Annotated in this window: 18 protein-coding genes and 2 tRNA genes; 15 read left to right on the top strand and 5 right to left on the bottom strand. The window is 37.4% G+C overall.

Annotated features, from left to right (window positions below):
- Positions 1–44 precede the first annotated feature (44 nt).
- The gene (locus ACO05S_RS03725) at positions 45–737 is read right to left on the bottom strand and encodes a tetratricopeptide repeat protein (protein WP_421920204.1); all 693 of its coding nucleotides are present in this window, start codon (positions 735–737) and stop codon (positions 45–47) included.
- A 176-nt stretch (positions 738–913) separates the two neighbouring features.
- On the opposite strand from ACO05S_RS03725, the gene recF reads away from it, so the two are divergent.
- Positions 914–2023, top strand: coding sequence for a DNA replication/repair protein RecF (gene recF, locus ACO05S_RS03720; RefSeq protein ID WP_421920203.1), 1110 nt, complete (start codon positions 914–916; stop codon positions 2021–2023).
- On the top strand, positions 2020–2310 hold the full coding sequence (locus ACO05S_RS03715; protein WP_421920202.1) for a DciA family protein: 291 nt from the start codon (positions 2020–2022) through the stop codon (positions 2308–2310). Before recF ends, ACO05S_RS03715 begins: the two co-directional genes overlap by 4 nt.
- Before the next feature lie 59 nt (positions 2311–2369).
- Here ACO05S_RS03715 and ACO05S_RS03710 read toward each other — a convergent pair whose 3' ends face one another.
- Positions 2370–2789 carry a nucleoside-diphosphate kinase gene (locus ACO05S_RS03710; RefSeq protein ID WP_421920201.1) on the bottom strand — a complete coding sequence of 140 codons (420 nt, stop codon included), beginning with the start codon at positions 2787–2789 and terminating at the stop codon, positions 2370–2372.
- Between the two features lie 210 nt (positions 2790–2999).
- On the opposite strand from ACO05S_RS03710, the gene ACO05S_RS03705 reads away from it, so the two are divergent.
- Complete coding sequence (locus ACO05S_RS03705) at positions 3000–4034, top strand: DHH family phosphoesterase (protein ID WP_421920200.1); 1035 nt, start codon at positions 3000–3002, stop codon at positions 4032–4034.
- A 398-nt stretch (positions 4035–4432) separates the two neighbouring features.
- Here the strand turns inward: ACO05S_RS03705 and ACO05S_RS03700 are convergent, their stop codons facing one another.
- Positions 4433–5140: an SAM-dependent methyltransferase gene (locus ACO05S_RS03700; RefSeq protein ID WP_421920199.1), complete on the bottom strand. Its 708-nt coding sequence runs from the start codon at positions 5138–5140 to the stop codon at positions 4433–4435.
- Positions 5141–5306: 166 nt separating this feature from the next.
- Here ACO05S_RS03700 and ACO05S_RS03695 point away from each other — a divergent pair, with 166 nt between their 5' ends.
- Positions 5307–6251, top strand: a complete 945-nt coding sequence (locus ACO05S_RS03695) for a bile acid:sodium symporter family protein (RefSeq protein ID WP_421920198.1) — start codon at positions 5307–5309, stop codon at positions 6249–6251.
- A 19-nt stretch (positions 6252–6270) separates the two neighbouring features.
- Positions 6271–7035 (top strand): MBL fold metallo-hydrolase, encoded by a 765-nt coding sequence (locus tag ACO05S_RS03690; RefSeq protein WP_421920197.1) that lies wholly within the window; start codon positions 6271–6273, stop codon positions 7033–7035.
- Between the two features lie 327 nt (positions 7036–7362).
- On the opposite strand, the gene ACO05S_RS03685 is transcribed toward ACO05S_RS03690, so the two are convergent.
- The gene (locus ACO05S_RS03685) at positions 7363–8535 is read right to left on the bottom strand and encodes an MFS transporter (protein ID WP_421920196.1); all 1173 of its coding nucleotides are present in this window, start codon (positions 8533–8535) and stop codon (positions 7363–7365) included.
- A 215-nt stretch (positions 8536–8750) separates the two neighbouring features.
- Here ACO05S_RS03685 and ACO05S_RS03680 point away from each other — a divergent pair.
- Together ACO05S_RS03680 and ACO05S_RS03675 are read left to right on the top strand one after the other, a co-directional pair.
- Positions 8751–8825, top strand: a tRNA-Arg gene (locus tag ACO05S_RS03680).
- A gap of 50 nt (positions 8826–8875) precedes the next feature.
- Positions 8876–8950 (top strand) — tRNA-Arg (locus ACO05S_RS03675).
- 427 nt (positions 8951–9377) lie between these two features.
- Here the strand turns inward: ACO05S_RS03675 and ACO05S_RS03670 are convergent.
- A complete protein-coding gene (locus ACO05S_RS03670) occupies positions 9378–10124 on the bottom strand; it encodes a hypothetical protein (protein ID WP_421920195.1) in 747 nt (248 codons plus the stop codon).
- 437 nt (positions 10125–10561) lie between these two features.
- On the opposite strand from ACO05S_RS03670, the gene ACO05S_RS03665 reads away from it, so the two are divergent.
- The 8 genes from ACO05S_RS03665 to ACO05S_RS03630 all read left to right on the top strand — a co-directional run bounded on the left by ACO05S_RS03665 (position 10562) and on the right by ACO05S_RS03630 (position 23757).
- Complete coding sequence (locus ACO05S_RS03665) at positions 10562–11101, top strand: REP-associated tyrosine transposase (protein WP_421920194.1); 540 nt, start codon at positions 10562–10564, stop codon at positions 11099–11101.
- A 266-nt stretch (positions 11102–11367) separates the two neighbouring features.
- Entirely contained in the window at positions 11368–11946 is a 579-nt protein-coding gene (locus ACO05S_RS03660; RefSeq protein WP_421920193.1) for a DUF1287 domain-containing protein, read from the top strand.
- Positions 11947–12332: 386 nt separating this feature from the next.
- Positions 12333–12770: a VOC family protein gene (locus ACO05S_RS03655; RefSeq protein WP_421920192.1), complete on the top strand. Its 438-nt coding sequence runs from the start codon at positions 12333–12335 to the stop codon at positions 12768–12770.
- Between the two features lie 158 nt (positions 12771–12928).
- The gene (locus tag ACO05S_RS03650) at positions 12929–14245 is read left to right on the top strand and encodes a DEAD/DEAH box helicase (RefSeq protein ID WP_421920191.1); all 1317 of its coding nucleotides are present in this window, start codon (positions 12929–12931) and stop codon (positions 14243–14245) included.
- 3 nt (positions 14246–14248) lie between these two features.
- Complete coding sequence (locus ACO05S_RS03645) at positions 14249–14461, top strand: hypothetical protein (RefSeq protein WP_421920190.1); 213 nt, start codon at positions 14249–14251, stop codon at positions 14459–14461.
- A 176-nt stretch (positions 14462–14637) separates the two neighbouring features.
- Positions 14638–20193 carry an alpha-2-macroglobulin family protein gene (locus ACO05S_RS03640; protein WP_421920189.1) on the top strand — a complete coding sequence of 1852 codons (5556 nt, stop codon included), beginning with the start codon at positions 14638–14640 and terminating at the stop codon, positions 20191–20193.
- Positions 20194–20247: 54 nt separating this feature from the next.
- Positions 20248–22635, top strand: a complete 2388-nt coding sequence (pbpC, locus tag ACO05S_RS03635; RefSeq protein WP_421920188.1) for a penicillin-binding protein 1C — start codon at positions 20248–20250, stop codon at positions 22633–22635.
- Positions 22636–22710: 75 nt separating this feature from the next.
- Positions 22711–23757 carry a CNNM domain-containing protein gene (locus ACO05S_RS03630; protein WP_421920187.1) on the top strand — a complete coding sequence of 349 codons (1047 nt, stop codon included), beginning with the start codon at positions 22711–22713 and terminating at the stop codon, positions 23755–23757.
- The last annotated feature ends 11 nt before the right edge of the window (positions 23758–23768 follow it).

Genomic DNA, 23768 nt, shown 5'->3' with positions numbered 1-23768 from the left:
GGAAATCAATATTGATTTCCGCCTTAAATATTTTTTAAAAGAGATTACTTCAACATTGCCTTAGTTCTTGTAATGTATTTCTCTATATCGCGAGCCTCTGCTGATTTAGAAAAATCTTTTTCAATTTTTTCGTAAGCCGCTAATGCTTTTTTGTATTCTCCCATCATTTCGTAAACCATACCAGCTTTTTGCAGGTAAATAGGAGTTGTAAACTCATTTGCATTCATTGAGCTTGCATCCATATAGTTCGAAGCAGCTTTAGCATTCTCTCCTAATTCCATATAGGCATCACCTGTTGCAGCTTTAGCTAAGGCGCTTAAAAGGAAATCATCAGAGCTGAATGAATTTAAAAAGTCAATAGCATTTTGATATTCTCCTATTCTTAAGTATGAAATCCCAGAATAATACTTTGATAAGTTTCCGGCAGTAGTTGAGCCAAATTCGTCAACAATTTCTAAAAATCCAGGATAGTTTTCATCTCCATTTAAAGCCAACTTAAACGAATCTTGTTCAAAATATCTTTGAGCTTGGAACAATTGATTTTGAGCTTTTTCTTCCAGAGGTGTTTTGTAATACCTTTGGTATGCAAAAATTGCAACGGCAACCAAAACAACTGCAACTGCAATGCTAGTTAATTTCTTTTGGTTTTTTTCTATATATTGTTCAGTTTTACTTAACGCCTCTTCTAGATTTTCGAAATTATCCGCAGTTTCCGGATTGTTTTTGTTCTTCGACATACTCAAATAATTAATAGGTTTATTTTTTCTAACGCAAATGTAATTTTTTTTACCAAATATTAAGCAGGATTAATATAAAAAATGAGAATAAATTAGACCTTAATTAATGCTTGCTTATGGCTGATATGAATTGATTTTATTTCGTAATTTTGCAGCATTACCATAAAGTTTTGTGCATGCATCTTGAAAAACTATCTCTTATTAATTACAAGAACATACTTGAATTGGAATTAAATTTTTCTCCAAAAATCAATTGTTTTATTGGCAATAACGGAATGGGAAAAACCAATCTTCTTGATGCAGTTTACTATCTAAGCTTTTGTAAAAGCTATTTTTCTTCTACCGATCAGCATAACATAAATCACGATGCGCAATTTATGGTGCTTGAAGGGGATTATCGCCGTAAGGAACTGCAAGAGGCAGTATATTGTGGTGTGAAACGCGGGCAGAAGAAAAACTTTAAGCGAAACAAAAAAGAATACAAAAAACTTTCGGAGCATATTGGTTTGCTGCCTATTGTAATGGTTTCACCTGCCGATGGAAGATTGATTACCGATGGTAGCGAGGAGCGCAGAAAGTACATGGATAGCGTTATTTCTCAATACGACAGAAAATATCTTGATGATTTGATTCGTTACAATCGTGTAATTCAGCAACGAAATAAGTTATTAAAAGATTTTGCCACCGGAGTTAAATATGATGAGGATACATTAAGTATTTGGGATGAGCAGTTGGTAAATTTAGGAGCAGAAATTTATAACAAGCGAAAGGATTTTCTGCATAAGCTAATGCCAGTTTTTCAGGAGTACTATTCATTTATATCTCAGGGAAACGAAATTGTAAGTTTGGAGTACAAATCTCAGTTGCATGATCATGGTATGCGCGAATTGCTTAATAATGCCCGTTGGAAAGATCAGGTAATGCAATACACAACGGTAGGAATTCATAAGGATGATTTGGTTTTAAATCTGGGTAAATATCCCATTAAGAAAATGGGTTCGCAGGGACAAAAGAAGACTTACTTGATTGCTTTAAAGCTGGCACAGTTTGAGTTCATTAAGCAAATTGCAGGATTTGCGCCAATTCTGCTGTTAGATGATATCTTCGATAAGTTGGATTCAAATCGTGTTGAGCAAATTGTCCGGTTGGTATCCGAAGAGCGTTTCGGACAAATATTTATTTCCGATACCAATCGCGATCATTTGGATGAGATTTTATCGGGTTCGGCTCTGGAATATCAATTGTTTGTAATCGATAATGGTGCAATAGTAAATACGGAAACATGAGAAGAAGCAACACACAAAAAATAGATGAACTGATCAAGCAGGTTTTAAAAGAATCGAAACTTGATGTGAAACTGAAGGAATATGAGTTGGTGAACTCGTGGGAAAAAGTAATTGGTAAAACTGTAGCCAAAGCAACTACCGACATCTACATCCGTAACCGCCGCTTGTTTGTTGCGGTTCGCTCATCGGTAATTCGAAACGAACTAATGATCATTCGCGATGGATTGGTGAAAGCATTAAACCGTGAAGTACAGGCCAATATTATTGATGAAATTGTGGTGAGGTAGTAATATTATTTGCAAAAGGCTAATAGCTACAAGCTAAAAGCCAATTGCCAATATCTTATCTAAAAAACTTCAGTTGCAGAAAAGTAAAATGCTCCTTCAATACAAGCATTTTCATCGCTATCCGAACCGTGTACAGCATTTTTCGACATCGATTCTGCAAATTCTTTACGAATTGTTCCTTCTTCAGCTTCGGCAGGATTGGTTGCACCAATCAACTTTCTGAAATCAGCTACAGCATTATCTTTTTCAAGAATTGCAGCTACAATCGAACCTGAACTCATAAAATCAGTTAAGTCATCGTAAAATGGTTTGTCTTTGTGAACTTCGTAAAATTTCTTAGCCTGTTCTTTGGTAATTTGAGTGTATTTCATGGCGGCAATTCTAAAACCAGCTTCGTTAATTTTTGCAAGAATTGCTCCAATGTGTCCAGCTGCCACTGCATCTGGCTTAATCATCGTAAAAGTTCTGTCGCTTCTCATTTAAATATGTGTATAAAGTTTTACCTAGGTATACAAAAATAATATTTCTGCTATGGCATGCAATAAAATCCCATTTAATTTATTTGGAACAGTTCTAGTTAATTTTGAATAGGTTGCCTTTACAATCAAGCGCAATAATTTTAATGATGAATTCTGCTTATCAATCTTTATCTTTACCCATTCATTTTGAATCATCTTACTCAATAGAGAATGAATAATATAAAGAATAGAATTGATATGGATTTGATTGCCAAAGCAGAAGCTTTGTTGCAGGAATCAAAACAAATTGCAATCATTCCGCATTCCGGTCCCGATGGAGATGCCATAGGCTCATCCCTTGCATTGTATCAGTACCTAAATATAAAGGGTAAACAATCAAAGATCATTAGTCCGAGCGATTATCCGGAATTTTTAAATTGGCTGCCTCAAAACGCTGAGGTTTTGATTTACATTTCGTATAAGAAAAAAGCAAAAGAGTATCTGAACTCATCCGATTTGGTTTTTATTGTCGATCATAACTCATTTAAACGCTCGGGCGATTTGGAAAAAATTCTACAGGAGTTGACAGCAAAAAAAATCATGATCGATCACCATCCCGAACCCGAGCAAATAGTAGATGTAATGTTTTCGGATACCTCGATGTGTGCAACTTGTGAGCTGATGTATGAGTTTATTGAAGCTTTGGGTGATGAGAACCTGATTGATACACAAATTGCCGAATGTTTGTATACAGGAATCGTAACCGATACAGGCGGATTAAGCTACAATTCATCCAATCCAAGAACCTATCAGATTGTTGGCGATTTATTGGCAAGAGGAATCGACAAAAGTAAAATTCACTCGAATGTGTACGACAATTTTTCTACTGATAGAATGAAGTTGTTAGGGCATTGTTTGGACAAAGGCCTTGAGGTACTTCCCGAATATCAAACGGCAATCATAACTTTAAGTCAAGAGGATTTGCTGCGATTTAAATACACGGATGGCGATACCGAAGGTTTTGTGAATTACCCTTTATCGATTCAGGACATGTTGGTTTCGGTAATCTTTATTGAGAAGGAAGACATGGTTAAGATTTCTTTTCGATCGAAAGGAAATGTACCCATTAACTCGGTAGCTTCGGAATACTTTAATGGCGGCGGACATATGAATGCAGCAGGAGGAAGAACAACGGATCAGCTAAGAGATGCCATTGCAAAATTTAAAGCAGTTTTACCTGATTTTTATAAGAGTTTGAAAAGCTAATAGCAAGTAATTGAGTGTAATATCAATTGTATTTTAATAGATCAGGTAAATCAGTCAGCTTATTATTTTACGTCGAACTCACGTTATTTAGCTTCAATCTTTGATAAGGTACGAATCGGAACTTTTGGTTTAGAAATGGTATTGCTGCTATTTAGAAAATAAAAAAGACCTGTTGGTATGATATTTGTAAATTTTAATCCGACGAAAGTCTTGTATTTACATAGTGGTTTTGTAATTTTTTAGGGTATCAATAAAGGCTTCGTCAAAAAATAGTCCCGGTTTTAGGCGCTTGGGATTATACCTAAATTTTTAACTATGATTTTCGCAGCGCAGGTAATAACATCTGCGCTGTTTTTAGAGTATAGCATACTCTCTTTATAATACAGGCGGAATAAAACCTACTTTTCTCTGTGCAGAAGAAAAATTGCAGGTTTTTTGTGCAGATCGATATCCATTCCTTTCCAAGCTTTTACTGGAAGTGTTTTAATCAACTCGCTCCGCATGCTAATATCAACAGCAATGCAAAGTTTTGTGGCAGGGCTGCAATTGTTTATTAGATCTTCAACCAACTTGTTGTTGCGGTAAGGCGCTTCAATAAAGATCTGAGTTTGATTTTCGCTCAGCGATCTCGAATCAAGTTGCTTTATTTTTTTAGCTCTTTCGTCTGATTTTATTGGCAAATATCCATTAAAGGCAAAGTTCTGTCCGTTAAAGCCAGATGCCATTAGCGACATTAATATAGAAGAGGGGCCAACCAGCGGAACTACCTGAATGTTTTTCTCATGAGCCAGTTTTACAACATCGGCACCAGGATCAGCAACACCAGGGCAACCTGCTTCCGAAATAATTCCGATATCAAAATCTTTAATAGCATTTAAATAGCTGGCAATTTCGCTTGGCGAGCTGTGTTTGTTCAGTTCGTAAAACCGAAGTGTATCGATATCAATTGCAGAATTTACCTTTTTAAGATACCGGCGTGCAGTTCGAATGTTTTCAACAATAAAATGTTTGATTGTTGGAATCAGCTCTTGAATGTCTTTAGGAATAACTTGATTGATCGAGGTATCTCCCAAAGTGGTTGGAATTAGGTATAACTTGCCTTTCATTTTTGTTTTTATTTTGGGCAAATGTACAAAATTAATGAGGGAATGAGTGAATGCTAAGGAGTGGGGAATCTATTTTACAAAGTCTATCTGGAATAGATCTAAATAATTTTGAATCCAATTATAATTGTTTCATCTTTACATCAAAATCACTGAATTGCATTACAAAATGAAAGAGATTGTTACTAAAATCATATTAAATAGAAACTTTATATTGGTGTTGGCGGTAATTCTTGGCTTAGCGATTGGTCAGCATGCATCCCTATTCAAGAATTATACTTTTTATGTATTGGCTGTGGTTATGACATTTTCGACCACAGGGATTTCAACCAAGGCAATGTTTCCATTAAAGGAAATGATTAAGCCAATGTTGATGGGGTCGTTCTTAAATTATGTGGTTTTTGGGGCGGTAGTGATTACCCTTTCCTATTTTATTATGCCAACGCCTGAGTTGTTTCTTGGTTTTGTAGTGATTGCATCCACTCCGCCAGGTGTTGCGGTAATTCCATTTGCGCATATTCTGGATGGTGATTTAAAGTATGCAATTGTGGGCACTTTGGGTGCTTTTATCTCGTCTCTGTTCTTTGCGCCTTTAATCGTTGGATTATTTTCGAATGTTGAGGGAGCAATTAAACCAGAGGACTTGTTTATTGCCATGGTTCAATTGGTAATAATTCCTTTACTGATTTCCCGATTATTGCTTTGGAGACCCATAAAACCAACTATCGAGAAAGTGAGAGGACGAATTGTGGATTGGGGCTTTGCACTGATAATTTTTACGGCAGTAGGTTTAAACCGACAAGTATTTTTTTCTAATTTTGAGATACTCTTGCAGGTTTCTCTGGTTTTATTTCTGGGGATTTTCGGATTGGGGTGGACCTTTGAAAAGGGATGTAAAAAGTTGGGAGTTGCGGCTCCTGTTGCCATAACTCAAAACTTATTGCTTACTGTTAAAAGCTCGGGTTTTGCGGTTGTTACAGCATTAACTTTATTTGGCGAAAGGGCAGCCATTCCATCGGCGGTGTTGGCTGTATTTGTGCTGGCCTACTTGCTGTTTCTTTCCATCCGAAAAGAACTTAGAGATTCGAAAAAGACCGAGGCAGGCAAGAGTTGAATCCTGATTTGAATAAAGTATGGTAAAACTAACTTTTCTTGGTACCGGAACTTCTCAAGGTGTGCCCATTATAGCATGTAAATGCCCTGTTTGTCAGTCTAAAAACAAAAAGGATAAGCGTTTGCGGACTTCGGTTTTAATTCATGTCGATAATCAAAATATTGTGATTGATAGTGGTCCGGATTTTAGATACCAGATGCTTCGTGCCGGAGTTGAAAATATTTCGGCAATACTTTTTACGCACGAGCATAAAGATCATACAGCTGGTTTGGATGATATTCGTGCTTTTAACTGGGTGAATAAAACTGCCGTAAATATATATGCCGAAAAACGAGTTCAGGAATCACTAAAAAAGGAATTTGCCTATGTATTTGCTGAGTTTAAATACCCCGGAATACCTCAAATGAATTTGATTGAGGTAAACAATCAGCCATTCAAGATTAATGGAACCACAATACAACCGATTCGGGCAATGCATTTAAAATTGCCTGTTTACGGATATCGCATTGGCGATTTGGTTTACATTACCGATGTGAATTACATTTCGGAGGAAGAGAAAGAGAAAATAAAGGGTGCCAAAATTTTGGTTGTAAATGCTCTTCGCAAAGAGAAGCACATATCGCATTACAATTTGGCCGAAGCCTTGCAATTGGTCGAAGAAATTAAACCCGATAGAGCCTATTTTACCCATATTAGCCATCAAATGGGCTTTCATGATGAGGTGCAGTCAGAACTTCCTGAAAATGTTTTTTTGGCTTACGATGAGTTGATGATTGAAGTCTAACAGTCCAATAGTCTGACAGCCCAATAGTCCAATAGTCTTTAAGCTTAGTGTTGATCAAGGATTTTAGGCTAGTGTGAAGAGTGTTAATAAAACGAATTAAAGTTTTTGAAAATATTTTTCTTTTTACAAGGCAAGGTTTACAGGCATAGCCGTAGCTACGGCGAAAAAGCTTAACGCAGTAGAAAGGAAAATAGGTCAAAAAATTAGTTCGGGGAATTAGCATTCTTTACACTAGGCCATTCGAAATTGTACTAAACGATTTTATCCCTTTAAGGGAGATGAGAAGGCTATCTGAAAATTTAAAAGTTGAGATTGTGAACTAACTCTTTACTTTTCTACTTTACGAATAAAGACCACACTCACACCACCCAATACCAGGAAAATTGTTCCGGCCAGCATTAGGGCAGACGAAATGCTGTAATGATCGGTATACCAACCCAGGAATGGCCCGATTGCAGCAAAACAAATTCGAATAATAAAATTGCGCACCGACAGTACCGTTGCACGCATATCCGATTCGGTAATTCGGTTGATGTAATCTTTTAAAACCGGAGTGGCGATACCTCTTACAAAATAAAAGAAGAACAAAACGCCAACGCCAATTAAGGAATGAAACCAACCACTTAAAATAAAACCACCCGAAATTCCGATTACGATAAAAACGGATGTTCCGATTTTTCCAAGGCAGCCTTCCACTTTGTAAGCCAGTAATGCAACAAAGCCAACAGTTAAATTCAGCATGGTCCATATCACACCAATGGTGCTAACCTCCATATTCAGATCTTTTAAATAGGGCTGAATAAACCACGCCAAGCTTAGTGTAGCGCAACCAATAACCGAGGATAAAATGATGTTCCAGCGCAGTTTGGCACTATCCCAAAGAGAGAATTTTACAATGGATAGGATGTGTTTGAATCCGGCTTTTGACTGCTTGGATTCCTGGTTTGGATCGAGAAGTAAAAATGCAGCCGGAATGGCAATAAATGCAATAAAAGATTGAAAAATAAAGGGGGTTCGCAAACTGATTAGTGCCAAACTGCCACCAGCAATTCCTGCAATGGCTTCGGCAAAATTACCTACAGACATTACGCGACTTTCTTGCTTTAAATATTCTTTTTCCCTTTTCATTTTCTGCAGACTATCGTAAAGCATGGCCGAATCGGAGCCGGAAATAAAACTACTGCCAATTCCTAAGATTAATTCAGCAGCAAGAAAACCAGTAAATCCATAACTGAATGAGTATACAACAAAGCCCAAACAGCCAAGAATGCTTCCCAGAATAAGAGATTTTTTGCGCCCCCAAACATCAGCCAAATATCCCGAAGGAATCTCAAGAATCACTACGGCTACCGAGTATATCCCTTTAAGGGTTAAAACATCTTGCATGCTTAATCCGTTTTCCTGATAGAACAGTACAATAATAGGCATGGTAAGCATAAACCATTTACCAATTTTAATAGCATACAGTTTGGGAATATTTCCGGCGTAAGTGCGTGTCATACTTTTCAATTGAACTGCAAAGATAATTTCTCCCTCGAAATCGAAAAATATCTTTCGAGTATTTATCTTTTCGGATTGTAATAGTTTTGTAAGCTGTATTTTTACTGAATGCTAAGCGTTTAGTTCGCTGCGCCCGAGTTTTACTGAAAAAAAACGATAAACTATTTGTTTAGGAAAACAATAAATCACTATATTTGCATCGCCTTTTAAGGAATGGTCCAGTAGCTCAGTTGGATTAGAGCAACAGCCTTCTAAGCTGTGGGTCCCAGGTTCGAATCCTGGCTGGATCACAAAAGACTTTCTCAAAAAAAAGTTTTTAGTTTTATGTTTCTAGAAGGCCGGTCCAGTAGCTCAGTTGGATTAGAGCAACAGCCTTCTAAGCTGTGGGTCCCAGGTTCGAATCCTGGCTGGATCACGAAAGGGTAGCAAATGGCTGCCCTTTTTTGTTGATTGCTCCAACATACCTGACATTGTTCCATTAAAATACCTTCTTTATACAATTCTATATCTTATAGCAAGTCAAATGAGTAAGAATTATTAGCTTCCTGTTGCCATAGTAATTATGCCACATATTAAGATCATTTTTCCACATAAATTTAAATGATCGCCTCGTATGATTTTATATCGCCCACATGTTAAAGCAATATCTACACATTATATAAAAGTATATCCACATTCAAATTGTAAAATTCCACCTGCTGTGGTAGTATGTGTATAGAATGTGGAGTTTTGTGTTTAATATGTGTGAATATTATTTTATGCTGTGGTGATAATTTATTGATATGTGGCAATATTTTTGCCATACGTGGCATAGTTAATTTGAATAGTGGAGGTTTTATTTTTTAATTAGCATTGTTTTGTTTTTTACTTTTTTGATACTCTCTTTGCTTTTCCCTTCTGTATTCGCTACTATATGCTTTAGCCAGATTACTTTGGTTGGCAAAAGCAAACCTGCCATAGCATCGCACTTCATCAACACACTCTTTTAGTAAACTAAAAGCCTTGTTTCGAACAGATAATTTACTATTGTCAACATGCATTAAGCTGTGAACCTCAGATAATAGGTTTGACATTCGCTTATGTTCTTTTTTGGTATGTTCAAGTATAGAAAAATCGAAATTGATGGCTTCCAGGAGCTGTGAATTGTGTTCTCCTAATTTAGCCAACTGGTATAAATTCATGCTTATGTCTGCATGCGATTGATCTTTTTTGATTTTAGCTATAAACTCGCTTAAGTTTTTATCCTTTCTAAAAGCAAATTGAAAAGTCCTTATCAAATCTAAGCGGAGTTTTTTGAATTCGGGTAAAGCCTTTTTCCATGCTGCTCTCACTTCTTTCTTCTCGTTGCTTTTTTCTGTCCAATCGAGCTGAGCACGACGAAAAGCCATGGTTCTGGCATATAATTCATCAAGTAATTCTTTAGGCATATTTATGGCAAGAAGTGCCGGCAAATCTTCCGTTGCCCTTGTATGCAATCGTTCAGCTTCGTAAATGTAAATCTCATAAGGTATCGATGGTTTTTTGATGTCGGCATCAAGAATGGAATTAATTTCCGGCATCAGTTGCTCAAGGTATTTTGTGTCTGACATTTTATTATTGTAGGTATTATGGTTTAGAAAATAAAAAAATGAATTTAGCAATAAATTTTAGATTGCAGAGCGAAGGAAGTAAATTGTTTTGCTAAATTGCTATGCCTGATTTGCAATCAGGGATGAATGAGTTAAGAATTTATATTCTTGAGTAATGCAAGCGGATTATAAATCCTGGGCTCAGAGCCTGTAAATTTCAAATTTACAGGAGCGAGCTATGCCTGATTTGCAATCAGGGATGAATGAGTTAAGAATATTTATTCTTTTGAGATGCAAGCGGATTGTAAATCCTGGGCTCAGAGCCTGTAAATTTCAAATTTGCAGGAGCGAGTTACGAATTTAGATTCTTTTGAGATGTAAGTGGATTACAAATCCTATGCTCTGAGCCTGTAATTTACAGGAGCTATGGCTAATTAAACCAAAAAATAGAATAACATATGAGTAAGAGAAATCCTATGGTTAAGGGAAATATCTATTTTTTAACCTGTACGGTGACTGATTGGGTTGATGTTTTTACACGTTCATTGTATAAGCACATTCTTGTTGATTCGCTAAATTACTGTTGTAAGAATAAAGGCTTGAATATTTACGCTTGGTGTCTTATGAGTAATCATTTACACATGATTGCTGGTGCTGATGACAATAAATATTTACCGGATATTTTACGCGATTTTAAGAAATTTACAAGTAAGGAAATTGTTAAAGCAATTCAGGAAAACCCTGAAAGTAGGAGAGAGTGGATGTTGGATAGATTTCAGTTTAAGGCTAAATTTATGAAGCATGTAGAATTCAAGTTTTGGCAAGAAGGAAATGAATCTAAGGAGATCCATTCTGAGCAATTTTTATTACAGAAAATTGATTATATCCATAATAATCCGGTAGTAGCTGAGATTGTTGATGAGGCAATGTGTTATAAGTACAGCTCTGCTTGCGATTATGCCGGTGAAAAGGGCTTGATTGATGTGATTATGGTGTAATTAAAGGATTTAAGTTTATAATGTAAATGCACATTAGCGCGCTATCCCTGATTTGCAATCAGGGATGAATGAGTTAAGAATTTATATTCTTTTGAGATGCAAGCGGATTGTAAATCCTGGGCTCAGAGCCTGTAAATTTCAAATTTACAGGAGCGAGTTAAGAATATTTATTCTTGAGTAATGCAAGCGGATTATAAATCCTGGGCTCTGAACCTCTAAATTGCAAATTTACAGGAGCGAGTGATAAATGAAAAAAACATATACAGATGAAAAAAATAATACTAAGTCTTTCCATTCTATTATTTTCTACTCTTGCGTTTGCTCAAGATTTTAGTCAAAAACTATCAGATGCGGCAAAAGAACTCACCAAACAACATGTGGTTTACGATCCATCTTATTTTGCTATTGATTACCCCAATGGTGATGTTCCGTCAAACCGAGGAGTTTGTACCGATGTGGTGATTAGAGCCTACCGTTTGTTGGGTATTGATTTACAAAAGGAAGTTCATGAGGATATGAAAACTAACTTTTCTTTGTATCCCAACAATTGGGGTTTGAAGACTACCGACAAAAATATCGATCATCGAAGAGTGCCCAACCTGATGAAGTTTTTTGAACGCCATGGAATCATAAAAGTAAAGACACGAAATCCTAAAGATTATCAACCGGGTGATATTGTTTGTTGGGATTTAGGAGGAGGAATTACTCACATTGGTGTTGTTATAGATCTAAAATCAAGAGATGGAAAAAGACCCTTATTTGTTCACAATATTGGTGCTGGTCAGGTAGTGGAAGATTTATTGAATAAGTATACCATTATTGGGCATTATACTTATACAAAATGATAATGCTTGACTTTAATTCTGCTATGCCTGATTTGCAATCAGGGATGAATGAGTTAAGAATTTATATTCTTGAGTAATGCAAGCGGATTATAAATCCTGGGCTCTGAACCTGTAAATTGCAAATTTACAGGAGCGAGTTGAGAATATATATTCTTTTGAGATGCAAGCGGATTGTAAATCCTATGCTCAGAGCCTGTAAATTGCAAATTTACAGGAGCGAGTTTACAGGAGTGGCTGTTATAAGTAAAGAAATAAAAACTTTCCTCACAGGCAGTTACGGAAGCCAAAATTATATTCTAAATAGAGATATGATATTGATTTTGGATTGGATCTTACGTAATTTGAGTACATCGTTAAAATTAGTACTAAGCTTAATTATAAAAATCATGGCAACACTTAATGTTTATTTGAATTTTAAAAGAAATTGCGAAGAGGCTTTTGCCTTTTATAAATTGGTTTTGGGTGGCGAGTTTTCTTATCTGTCCCGATTCGGAGAAATGCCGCAATCAGATAACTGTCCGCCTGTTCCCGAAGAAGACAAGAATTTGATTATGCACGTTTCATTGCCAATTAGTAAAGAAACAGTGCTTATGGGAAGCGATTCTTCCGAAGCTTTTGGCCCTTTTCCAACACAGGGGAATAATTTTTCACTATCGCTCGATACAGAATCGAAAGGGGAAGCAGATCGTATTTTTACTGAACTATCGGCGGGTGGAAATGTAATCATGCCAATGGATAATACTTTTTGGGGGGCATATTTTGGAATGCTTACCGATAAGTTTGGAATTCAATGGATGGTGAGTTTTCAGTTGGAACCGCATTGATTAGCTAACAGCTCTCAATGAACCGTAATCAGATACAAATTGAAGCCGCAAGTAATTGTGGCTTTCTTATTTCTAATGCTTTGATTTAGAACTAATACTAATAATGTGCTTTTAATCCAAACTATTCGTTTACCTTTGCCGCTCATTTATACAATTATATGACATTTGACAAATTAGATATTGCAGAACCAATATTAAAAGCGATTGAGACTAAAGGTTATGTAAATCCAACTCCAATTCAGGCAAAGGCTATTCCTATTTTATTAAGAAAAAAAGATCTTTTGGGTTGTGCCCAAACAGGAACCGGAAAAACTGCTGCTTTTGCCATTCCGATACTTCAAAATTTATTGGAGGATGGACCAGGTAAAGGAAAGAGAAAAATTAAAGCTTTGGTTGTTACTCCAACAAGGGAGCTGGCAATTCAGATAAAAGATAGTTTTACCGAATACGGACAATATACCAATATTAAGAATACCGTAATTTTTGGTGGAGTAAAGCAAGGAGCTCAAACCCAAGCTTTGGCTAAGGGTGTTGATGTGTTGGTTGCAACTCCCGGAAGATTATTGGATCTGATCAATCAGGGATTTATTTCCTTGCGAGATATCAGGTATTTTGTGTTGGATGAAGCCGATCAGATGCTGGATATGGGTTTTATTTATGATATCCGAAGAATTATTGATCAGCTGCCAAAGCGCCGACAGTCATTGTTCTTTTCAGCAACAATGCCTCCTAAAATTGTGAGCCTGTCGAAACAGATTCTGGGAAATCCTGAAAAGGTTACGATTCAACCACAGCAAACTACTGCCGAGCGTGTAGAACAGTCAATCTATTTTACTAGCAAAAGTGCTAAATCGAAACTCCTAACTCACTTGTTAAAGTCAAGAGAGTTGGGTTCTACCTTGGTGTTTTCGCGAACCAAGTATGGAGCAGATAAGATTGTGCGAATTTTGAAGAAGGCTGATATTAATACAGAGGCCATTCATGGTAATAAAACGCAGAATTCCCGACAAAAAGCACTAAACAATTTTAAGGAGGGCACTACCAAAGTATTGGTAGCAACCGATATTGCGGCTCGTGGAATTGATGTTGCTGGTTTGGCATTGGTTGTAAATTACGATTTGCCAAATATTCCTGAATCATACGTTCATAGAATTGGTAGAACGGGCAGAGCCAATGCTAGCGGAGAGGCCATCTCGTTTTGTAGTCAGGATGAAATGCCATACTTAAAGGATATTCAAAGCTTGATCAAAAAAAACATTCCGGTGGTGAAAGACCATCCTTTTCTTGCTGAGCAAATGCCGGATATGCCTAAGGATGATAGCCAAATAGAAAAGAAAACGGAGAAGAAAAAATCTCAATCGCGTACTGGTAAGCCAAATAATTCAGGTAAAAAGGATTGGAGAAGACGCAGGTCGGGCGCTTCGAATGGAAATGGATCAAACGGAAGAAGAAGGAAAAGATCATTTAAAAAGTAAGTCATGGATCAGAAAGATTTTGATAAAATCAAGACGATAAAGAAAGAGCATAAAGAAGCTTACAAACCATGGAATAGGGGAGATGATGATGAATTAATCAACTTGTTTTTTGATGGTGTGCCAGTTGGTGAAATGGCAATAAAACTGAAAAGAACTAAAGGTGCAATTCGTGCTCGTATTCGAAAAATGGAACTGACGAAGATTAAGAAGAAATAGCTATCAATGAAAAGTATAAGATAAAGCGCAAAGTGCTTTTAATGAGATCGAATAGAATAGTCTGTTCGATTTTTTTTGCAGTTTATTTAGAATCAATATGATTCTTTATTAGTTTGATTATTCGTTTTCAATAGTTAACATTATGCTGATATAACTAATTCAATCAAAAATCCAAAATGAGAAAATTTGCCTACCTTCTAATTGTGCCGTTAATTCTGCTTACGGCAGTGAACTCATGTAAAAACAAAAAAGTAGCAAAGCGAAAAGTTGATCCCGGATTTGGGCAATACATTGCAGCATTTACCTCGGGAATTGTGTCAGCCGAATCGGTAATTGAGATCCGTTTGGTAAAAGACTACAAAAATAAGATTGAGCCAGGACAAGAACTGGAAGCTGGTATATTTAGTATTTCGCCAAAGGTGAGTGGCAAAGCTTACTGGAAAGATGTTAGAACCATTGAGTTTAGAGCTGATTCGAGAATGAAATCAGGCGGGGTGTATCATGTGAATGTAAAAATTGGGAAGTTGTTGGAAGTGCCTGAAAAGTATAGCAACTTGAAGTTTACCTTTCAGGTGATTAAGCAAAGTTTCAGCTTTACGGGCGAAGGTTTGCAATCCTACGATAAATCGGATATGATTTCTCAGAAATACAAAGGATATATCACTACAGCAGATATTATCAACGATGATGAAATAGAATCGGTATTGACGGCTAGCTTGGATGGTGAAGAGAAACCAATTAGTTGGACTCACTCAGGAGATGGTAAGCTTCATCATTTTGTGGTAGATAGCTTACAAAGAACCGAAGATAAAAGGAAATTGATTGTTAGATGGAATGGGAAAAAAATAGGGGTTGACGAAAGTGGAAAAAAAGAGATTGAGATTCCTGCTTTGAATGTGTTTAAACTGATGAGTGCTAAAGTGATTCAACAACCCGAGCAGTATGTTTCGTTGCGCTTTTCCGATCCGTTAAAAAAGGATCAAAATTTAAAAGGCTTAATTCGAATTGATGCTCAATCAACCTTCAGGTTTATTGTTGATGGAAATGAAGTGAGAGCCTACCCAAAGTATCGATTGGCGGGAAGAAGAACCATTGAAATAGAAGAAGGAATTAAAAATGCTTTGGATTATTCCTTAACAAAGAGCAAGAAGCTGGAGTTGATTTTTGAAAATATTAAGCCAACGGTTCGATTGTTAGGCAAGGGGATTATTTCGCCATCCTCGCAAGGCTTAATTTTACCTTTCGAAGCGGTTAGCCTGAAAGCAGTTGATTTGCGGGTAATCGAAATCTTTGAAAATAATGTTCATCAGTTCTTTCAGAACAACAGATTCGATGGAGATGAGTACCTAAAGACAGTTGGTCGATTAATCATGCAAAAGAAAATCGATTTGGGGAAGAATGAAGCCATCGATTTAAGAAAATGGAATGCACATACCATTGATGTTTCCAATTTTATAAATGTAGATCCTGGTGCAATATATCGTTTGGAACTTCGATTTAGAAAAGAATATTCTTTATATGGTTGTGAAGATGAGGAAGAACAAGATGATAATCTGACTTCTGTTGATGAAATGATTGCTGAGCAGGAACTTGAAAAAGAAATGCAGGATTGGGACGAACCTGGTTGGTATAGCAGTAATTATTATCCGTCAGGCTATAATTGGAGAGAAAGAGAGAACCCTTGTCATGTTTCCTATTATCGATCGAACAGATTTGTTAAGCGAAATATTTTTGCTTCGGATCTGGGCTTAATTGCAAAAGCAGGAAAGGATAAAACCATCACTTTTGCAGTGACGAACCTGCTTACTGCACAGCCTGAATCGGGTGTTGATTTGGAAGTTTATAACTTTCAAAAGCAATTGATGGCTAGGATTAAATCAGATGATCAGGGTTTTGCCAGTGTGCAATTGGATAGAAAGCCATTCTTGTTGGTTGCCAAAAAAGGAAAGCAATGCGGATACCTTCGATTGGATGATGGATCGGCCTTATCGCTAAGTAATTTTGATGTTGGAGGGGCGAGAGTGCAAAAAGGAATTAAAGGGTTTATTTATGGAGAGCGTGGTGTTTGGCGGCCAGGAGATAAGTTGTACCTCACTTTTGTTTTAGAAGATGCGGGTAAAACTCTTCCCGAAAATCATCCTGTGATTTTTGAATTGATCAACCCGGAAGGGCAGACGCTGGTGCACAGGGTGAGCACAAGTGGTGTAAATGGATTTTATTCCTTTAATTGTGAAACCGATGCTGAAGCTCCTACAGGTAACTGGATGGCCAAAGTGAAAGTAGGTGGCGCTAGTTTTACCAAAAGGGTTAAGATTGAGACCGTAAAACCAAACCGCCTGAAAATAAAGCTTGATTTTGGAACGGAAATTTTGAAATCGAAAGCTTCAGGTCAAAATCTTGATATGGAGGTGAAATGGTTGCATGGAGCAACTGCTCGCAATTTGAAATCGAATGTGATCCTTAAATTCTCTACCACAAAAACATCTTTTAAGAATTACAAATCATATATTTTCGATGATCCTGCCAAAGAGTTTGATGCCGACGAACAAATTGTATTCGATGGCAAGATTGATCAGAACGGGAAAGCAGTGGTTCCTCTTAAATTGAAAGGAAACAAATCGGCACCAGGCATGTTGAATGCGAATTTTATCACGAAAGTGTTCGAAGAAGGTGGTGATTTTAGTATTGATATGCAGAAGGTGAAATTTGCTCCTTACAATTCCTTTGTAGGTATGCAGATGCCAAAGTCTGATAGAGGTTGGTATTTAACGGATCGGGATCATGAGCTTAAAATTGCTACTGTTGATGCAGAAGGAAATCCTGTAGACAAGAAAAAGATTGAAATAAAAGTTTACAAGATTGGCTGGCGTTGGTGGTGGGATTCCAGTAGGGAAAATCTTGCATCATACATCAGAAGGTCATCTGCCCGTATGGTTGATCACAAAACCATTTCTACGAAAAATGGACAGGCTATTTATAAGCTGAATATAAAATACAGAACCTGGTCGGACTATGGTCGATACTTGATTCAAGTATTCGACAAGGAGAGTGGACACTCGGCAGGAACTACAGCTTATTTTTCGAAATACTATGGAAGATCGCCCCAAGGAATGCCCGGAAATGCCAGTCTGCTTTCTTTTGTTTCCGATAAAGACAAGTACGAGGTTGGCGAAGAGGCAGTGGTGACCATTCCGTCATCAAAAACTGGTAAAGCCTTGGTAAGTATCGAAACCGGTGCAAAAGTTTTGGATGCATTTTGGGTTGAAACAGATTCAAGAGAGTCAAAATTTAGTTTTGATATCACCCCTGAAATGGCTCCAAATGCATATGTTCATGTGAGTTTGATTCAGCCGCATGCCAATGTAGAGAATGATTTGCCAATTCGAATGTATGGTGTTATTCCTATTAAGGTGGAAGATCCGAATACAAAATTGAACCCACAAATTGATATGCCGGAAGTGTTGGAACCTGAAAAGGAATTTGTGGTGAATGTATCGGAAAAAGACGGTAAGCCTATGACTTATACCATTGCTGTAGTTGATGATGGTTTGCTCGATTTAACTAGGTTCAGGACTCCGAATCCTTGGTATACTTTCTATGCTCGCGAAGCTCTTGGGGTTAAAACCTGGGATATGTTTGATATGGTAATGGGTGCTTTCGGAGCTCGTTTAGAGAATGCATTTGCCATTGGTGGTGATGAGGATCTAAAAGGCAAAAAACAGGCTAAAGCAAACAGGTTTAAACCGGTTGTGATGTTTTATGGACCATTCACTTTGCACTCTGGTGATTCCAAAAAGCACAGAATTGAAATGCCAAACTATGTTGGATCGGTAAGGACAATGCTTGTGGCAGGTAATAAGGGTGCTTATGGAAGTGCTGAGAAAACTTTGAAAGTTCGCAAGCCATTAATGGTATTGGCTACTTTGCCAAGAGTTGTGGGGCCTGAGGAAAGGGTGAAATTACCGGTTACTGTTTTTGCCATGGATCCAAAAGTTAAAAATGTAAAAGTGAGAATTGAGCCCAACGAATTTTTAATTCCTCAGGATGGCAATGAACAAACAATAATGTTTGAGAAAACAGGCGAGCAAGTTGTTAATTTTGATTTGAAAGTAGCTGCAAAATTGGGCATTGCAAGGGTTAAAATTGTTGCAGAAAGTGGCAGCTTAAAGGCAACTTACGATATTGAATTGGATGTTCGAAATCCAAATCCTAGAGTGGTTAATGTAACTGATACACTACTTAATAAAGGGGAAAGCTTCGAAATGTCGGTCAACTTGCCGGGAATGCCGGGAGCCAACAAAGCAGTATTGGAACTTTCAAATATTCCACCAATCGATTTTGGAAGGAGATTAGAGTACCTGATTGATTATCCGCATGGTTGTATTGAGCAGACAACTTCTTCGGTATTTCCACAAATGTACCTGGATGGTATTGTGGAGCTTACGGCAGATCAGAAAGTAAGAATTGAAGAGAATGTTCGTGCGGGATTGAGCAGGTTATTAAAGTTTCAGTTGGCAAATGGTGGATTTAGCTATTGGCCGGGAGGAGATTATGTAAGCTCTTGGGGAACAAGTTACGCGGGTCATTTTATGTTGATGGCTGAGGAGAAAGGCTACACTTTGCCTATTGGTTTAAAATCGTCGTGGTTAAGGTATCAGAAATCTGCTGCAAAATCATGGAAGAAATCTACTTACAATGGATATTATTATCGCAGAAATGATTTGTTGCAAGCATATAGATTATACACCTTAGCTTTGGCCGATGTTCCGGATTTGGCATCGATGAACAGATTAAGAGAACAAAGTAGTTTATCGGAGGATGCTAAATGGAGATTGGCAGCAGCCTACAGAATTATTGGTAAAAAGGAAGTTGCCGAAGAATTGATTGCAGGTTTAAGTACTGAAGTAAAAGAATACCGTGAGCATTCGGGTAGTTTTGGTTCTTCGTTACGAGATAAAGCCATGATTTTAGAGACTCTAAGTGTAATGGATCAAAGAACAAAAGCCTTTCCGTTGGTGAAAGAGATATCAGAAAGACTCTCGGGCGATTCCTGGATGAGTACTCAGACAACAGCCTACTGTTTGGTGGCCATGGCTGAGTTTGCAGGTGGTGAAACACCCGGACAAATGTCATTCTCTTACACTATAAATGGAAAATCGGAGGAAATGATTAGTTACAGCCCGATAAAACAAGTTCCAATTGATCTGCAATCAGGAAAACCGAATGTGAAAGTCGAAAACTTATCAGACGGAGTTCTTTATGCAAGGGTAATTGCCAGTGGAATTCCTGTTGTCGGCGATAGCACAGCAGTTGAAAGGAATCTGAAGCTAAGAATTGTTTACAAGGATATGCAGGGTAATAAAATTGATGTAAGTAAGCTACAACAAGGAACCGATTTTAAAGCAGAGGTTACCATTGAAAATCCTGGAGTTAACAAGTATGAGCAAATGGCCTTGACACAGATCTTTCCATCGGGTTGGGAGATTTTGAATACTCGATTTGGTGAGGTGGATCAGGTAAATGAGCATGATATGCCCGATTATCAGGATATACGTGATGATCGTGTATATTCATATTTTGATTTGGGCAAATACAAGGGCAAAACTTTTAGCATTTCATTAACTGCTGCTTATGTAGGTAAATATTATTTGCCAACCATTTCTTGCGAGGCGATGTACGATAATAATATTAATGCTCGAAAGCCAGGTCAGTGGGTTGAAGTAGTAAAATAATTAAAGATTAAATGATACCTGACAAGTTTTTAAAACCTGTCAGGTATAAACACAATGAGAATTCAATTAATCAAGTATTATAAAACAAAAAAATGCCGCATGCTAGTGTTGGCATTTTTTCTATTATTAATCGTGTTTTGGTTCTCTTTGCCAAAGCAGCTTTTTCATGATCCCAGCTCAACCATTCTATACTCTTCGGAACATAAACTGTTGGGAGCAAGAATTGCAGATGATGGTCAGTGGAGATTCCCGGAATCAAAATCAGTACCAATAAAATTCGAAAGATCCTTACTTGCATTCGAAGATCAATATTTTTATTCTCATCCTGGGGTTAATCCTGTATCGATAGGAAGAGCTTTTCTTCAGAACATTAAAGCTGGTAAGGTGGTAAGTGGTGGAAGTACCATAAGCATGCAGCTCATCAGAATTTCGCAAAAAGGAAAATCGCGAACGGTACTTCGAAAAATTCAGGAGATACTTTTGGCAATGCGTCTTGAATTAAGATACTCGAAGAAAGAGATTTTGGCATTGTATTCCTCTCACGCACCTTTTGGCGGGAATGTGGTTGGACTGGAGGCTGCGGCCTGGCGCTTTTTTGGCAGAACACCGGATGATTTATCTTGGGCAGAAGCAGCTACTCTGGCCGTTTTGCCAAATGCTCCTTCTTTAATTTATCCTGGAAAGAATATTGAGAAATTATTAAAGAAGAGGAATCGCCTGCTGAATAAATTAATGCTTATTGGAGAAATTGATTCTACTACCTGTGAGTTGGCCAAATTAGAAGAGGTGCCGCAAAAAATTTATCCATTACCAAGACTTGCGCCACATTTATTAGATCAGGTTCACAGGAAAAATAAAGGAGAAAGGCTTAGGTCCTCCATTCGTTTTGATCTGCAGAATCGTGTAAACGAAATCGTAAGAAGGCATCGGAAAAATATTGAAGCCAACCAGATTTACAATATGGCTGTTTTGCTTGTGAATGCGAAAACCAGGGAAACACTGGCTTATGTTGGAAATACGGAAAAAAACGGTGATTTGAATCATGGAAACCAGGTTGACATCATTCGCTCTTTAAGAAGTACCGGGAGTGTTTTAAAGCCTTTTTTGTATGCCAGTATGCTAAACGAGGGGGAAATTCTACCAAATACACTGGTTCCTGATATTCCAACTCAAATTGCTGGTTATTCGCCTAAAAATTTTGATCTGCGCTACAATGGTGCGGTTCCTGCGCAAAAAGCTTTGGCTCGATCATTAAACGTGCCTGCAGTAAGAATGCTGCGCGATTATGGTGTAGAACGGTTTCACTTCTTTCTAAAAAAAATGGGAATGAAGAGTTTGAACCGCCCGGCCAGTCATTATGGCTTATCCTTAATCTTGGGAGGAGCAGAAGGCAGTTTGTGGGATATTTGTGGAATGTATGCCAGTATGGTTGGTATTTTAAATCATTACAATACAAAGGATGGTGCGTATTTTTCCAACGAATTTCAGTCTCTTCGATATACACAAGATTGCATTGAATGGAAAAATCCTGATTCGCAGGCATTTTTAAAGGCTTCCTCGGTTTATCAAACATTGGAAGCTTTACTGGAGGTTAATCGTCCGGATGGCGAAAGTGGATGGAAATCATTCTCTTCATCGCAAAAAATTGCATGGAAAACAGGTACAAGTTTTGGATTTAGAGATGCTTGGGCGGTGGGAGTAAGCACAGATTACGTTGTTGGTGTATGGGTTGGCAATGCCGACGGTGAGGGAAGACCTGGATTAACAGGGGTGGGAGCTGCAGCTCCAGTAATGTTTGATGTGTTTGATTTGCTTCCGAAATCTGAATGGTTTCAAAAGCCAGTGGATGAAATGGAATTGGTTCCTATTTGTCGGGAAAGTGGTCACCGAGCTGGCAGATGGTGCACGCATATAGATACCGTTTGGATTGGCAAATCAGGTTTGGAGAGTAGTGTTTGTCCATATCACAAACAGATTCATCTTGATGCAACAGGTAAGTACAGGGTAAATTCTAATTGCGAAAAGGTAGGAAATATGATTCACAAATCCTGGTTTGTATTGCCACCTGCAATCGAATGGTACTACAAGAAAAGAAATCCACTTTACAGGCCTCTGCCTCCTTATCGGGATGACTGTACGGGGGTTGATGAGAATCAGGCTATGGAATTGATTTATCCAAAATCGAATGATAGGATATTTGTTCCAATACAATTGAATGGTCAGAGAGGAAAAGTTGTTTTTGAAATTGTGCACCATAATCCCGATGCAAATGTATATTGGCACTTGGATGGTGAGTTTATTGGAATTACTTGTGGCAGTCATCAACAAGAATTAAATCCGGGAGAAGGAAAACATCTGATTACTTTTGTGGATGATGAAGGAAATTCGTTGACAAAGCATTTTGAAGTTGTAGGAAAACAAGAACATCAAATTAATGACTAAAATTAAGCTTAGGGCTGATTGAAAATCAGTAAAAAGAAGTAATTTGTGGCGATATAATCTATAACATTCAAATATATGTTTCTTCTGTTTTTCTACCTCTTTTTGGCTTTGTTCGTTTCGTTTCTTTGTTCGGTTATGGAATCTGTTCTCCTATCCACACCAGTATCATTTTTAAATGTTAAAAAAGAAAATGGTGTAAAGTCAGCGAACACATTTATTCGCTTAAAAGAAAATATTGAGAGGCCATTGTCTGCAATTCTTTCATTAAATACCATTGCACATACCATTGGAGCGGCCGGAGTGGGAGCCGAAGCTACAAAACTTTTTGGGGAAGTATATTTTGGTGTAATTTCGGCTGTATTAACGCTATTGATATTAATATTTTCTGAAATCATTCCTAAAACCATTGGTGCCTTGTACTGGAGAAATCTTTCAATTGCTTCGGGATTAATTATAAACGGAATGGTTTTTTTAACCTATCCCTTGGTTGTATTTACAGGTTATATTTCGAAGATATTTTCTCGTGGTGAAGATGAGGTATCGGTAAGTAGGGAAGAGATTTCTGCTATGGCAAAAATTGGAACAGAGGAAGGTGTCTTTGAAGAGAAAGAAAATAGAATAATTCAAAATTTAATAAGGCTTAAGAGTTTGATTGTTACTGAAGTAATGACCCCAAGAGTAGTTGTGGAAGTGGCTGATGAGAATATGTATCTTAAAGATTTTTTAGGAAAGAAGAAGTATTTATACTATTCAAGAATTCCTGTTTATCAGGATAATAAAGATAATATAACAGGATACGTGTTTCGACAAACTGTATTCGAAAACCTAGCAGAGGGCAAAAAGGAACTTAGGTTAAAGGATTTGATTCGTCCTATTGTGGTGGTTCCTGAATTTCAGACCTTGTTCAATACTTGGGATAAACTGCTGAGCGAAAAGGAACACATTGCTCTTGTGGTAGATGAGTATGGAGGAATGGATGGTATCGTGACTATGGAAGATATAATTGAAGCTTTACTGGGTTTAGAGATTATGGACGAGCGAGACAAAATTGTGGATATGCAGCAATATGCTAAAGAGAGATGGAAAGAACGTAAAGCCAAGTATAATATCTTCGAAGATTAATCGGGAAATTA

The organism is Marinifilum sp., from assembly GCF_965230805.1.
In the GTDB taxonomy this organism is placed as follows: Bacteria; Bacteroidota; Bacteroidia; order Bacteroidales; family Marinifilaceae; genus Marinifilum.
The sequence above is the reverse complement of the archived record's forward strand: the minus strand, read 5'-3'. Positions and strand labels throughout refer to the sequence as shown.

Excerpts from the sequence above, each read along its gene's own strand:
- ACO05S_RS03725 (WP_421920204.1), bottom strand. The coding sequence starts at position 737 with ATGTCGAAGAACAAAAACAATCCGGAAACTGCGGATAATTTCGAAAAT.
- recF (WP_421920203.1), top strand. The coding sequence starts at position 914 with ATGCATCTTGAAAAACTATCTCTTATTAATTACAAGAACATACTTGAA.
- ACO05S_RS03715 (WP_421920202.1), top strand. The coding sequence starts at position 2,020 with ATGAGAAGAAGCAACACACAAAAAATAGATGAACTGATCAAGCAGGTT.
- ACO05S_RS03710 (WP_421920201.1), bottom strand. The coding sequence starts at position 2,789 with ATGAGAAGCGACAGAACTTTTACGATGATTAAGCCAGATGCAGTGGCA.
- ACO05S_RS03705 (WP_421920200.1), top strand. The coding sequence starts at position 3,000 with ATGAATAATATAAAGAATAGAATTGATATGGATTTGATTGCCAAAGCA.
- ACO05S_RS03700 (WP_421920199.1), bottom strand. The coding sequence starts at position 5,140 with ATGAAAGGCAAGTTATACCTAATTCCAACCACTTTGGGAGATACCTCG.
- ACO05S_RS03695 (WP_421920198.1), top strand. The coding sequence starts at position 5,307 with ATGAAAGAGATTGTTACTAAAATCATATTAAATAGAAACTTTATATTG.
- ACO05S_RS03690 (WP_421920197.1), top strand. The coding sequence starts at position 6,271 with ATGGTAAAACTAACTTTTCTTGGTACCGGAACTTCTCAAGGTGTGCCC.
- ACO05S_RS03685 (WP_421920196.1), bottom strand. The coding sequence starts at position 8,535 with ATGACACGCACTTACGCCGGAAATATTCCCAAACTGTATGCTATTAAA.
- ACO05S_RS03670 (WP_421920195.1), bottom strand. The coding sequence starts at position 10,124 with ATGTCAGACACAAAATACCTTGAGCAACTGATGCCGGAAATTAATTCC.
- ACO05S_RS03665 (WP_421920194.1), top strand. The coding sequence starts at position 10,562 with ATGAGTAAGAGAAATCCTATGGTTAAGGGAAATATCTATTTTTTAACC.
- ACO05S_RS03660 (WP_421920193.1), top strand. The coding sequence starts at position 11,368 with ATGAAAAAAATAATACTAAGTCTTTCCATTCTATTATTTTCTACTCTT.
- ACO05S_RS03655 (WP_421920192.1), top strand. The coding sequence starts at position 12,333 with ATGGCAACACTTAATGTTTATTTGAATTTTAAAAGAAATTGCGAAGAG.
- ACO05S_RS03650 (WP_421920191.1), top strand. The coding sequence starts at position 12,929 with ATGACATTTGACAAATTAGATATTGCAGAACCAATATTAAAAGCGATT.
- ACO05S_RS03645 (WP_421920190.1), top strand. The coding sequence starts at position 14,249 with ATGGATCAGAAAGATTTTGATAAAATCAAGACGATAAAGAAAGAGCAT.
- ACO05S_RS03640 (WP_421920189.1), top strand. The coding sequence starts at position 14,638 with ATGAGAAAATTTGCCTACCTTCTAATTGTGCCGTTAATTCTGCTTACG.
- pbpC (WP_421920188.1), top strand. The coding sequence starts at position 20,248 with ATGAGAATTCAATTAATCAAGTATTATAAAACAAAAAAATGCCGCATG.
- ACO05S_RS03630 (WP_421920187.1), top strand. The coding sequence starts at position 22,711 with ATGTTTCTTCTGTTTTTCTACCTCTTTTTGGCTTTGTTCGTTTCGTTT.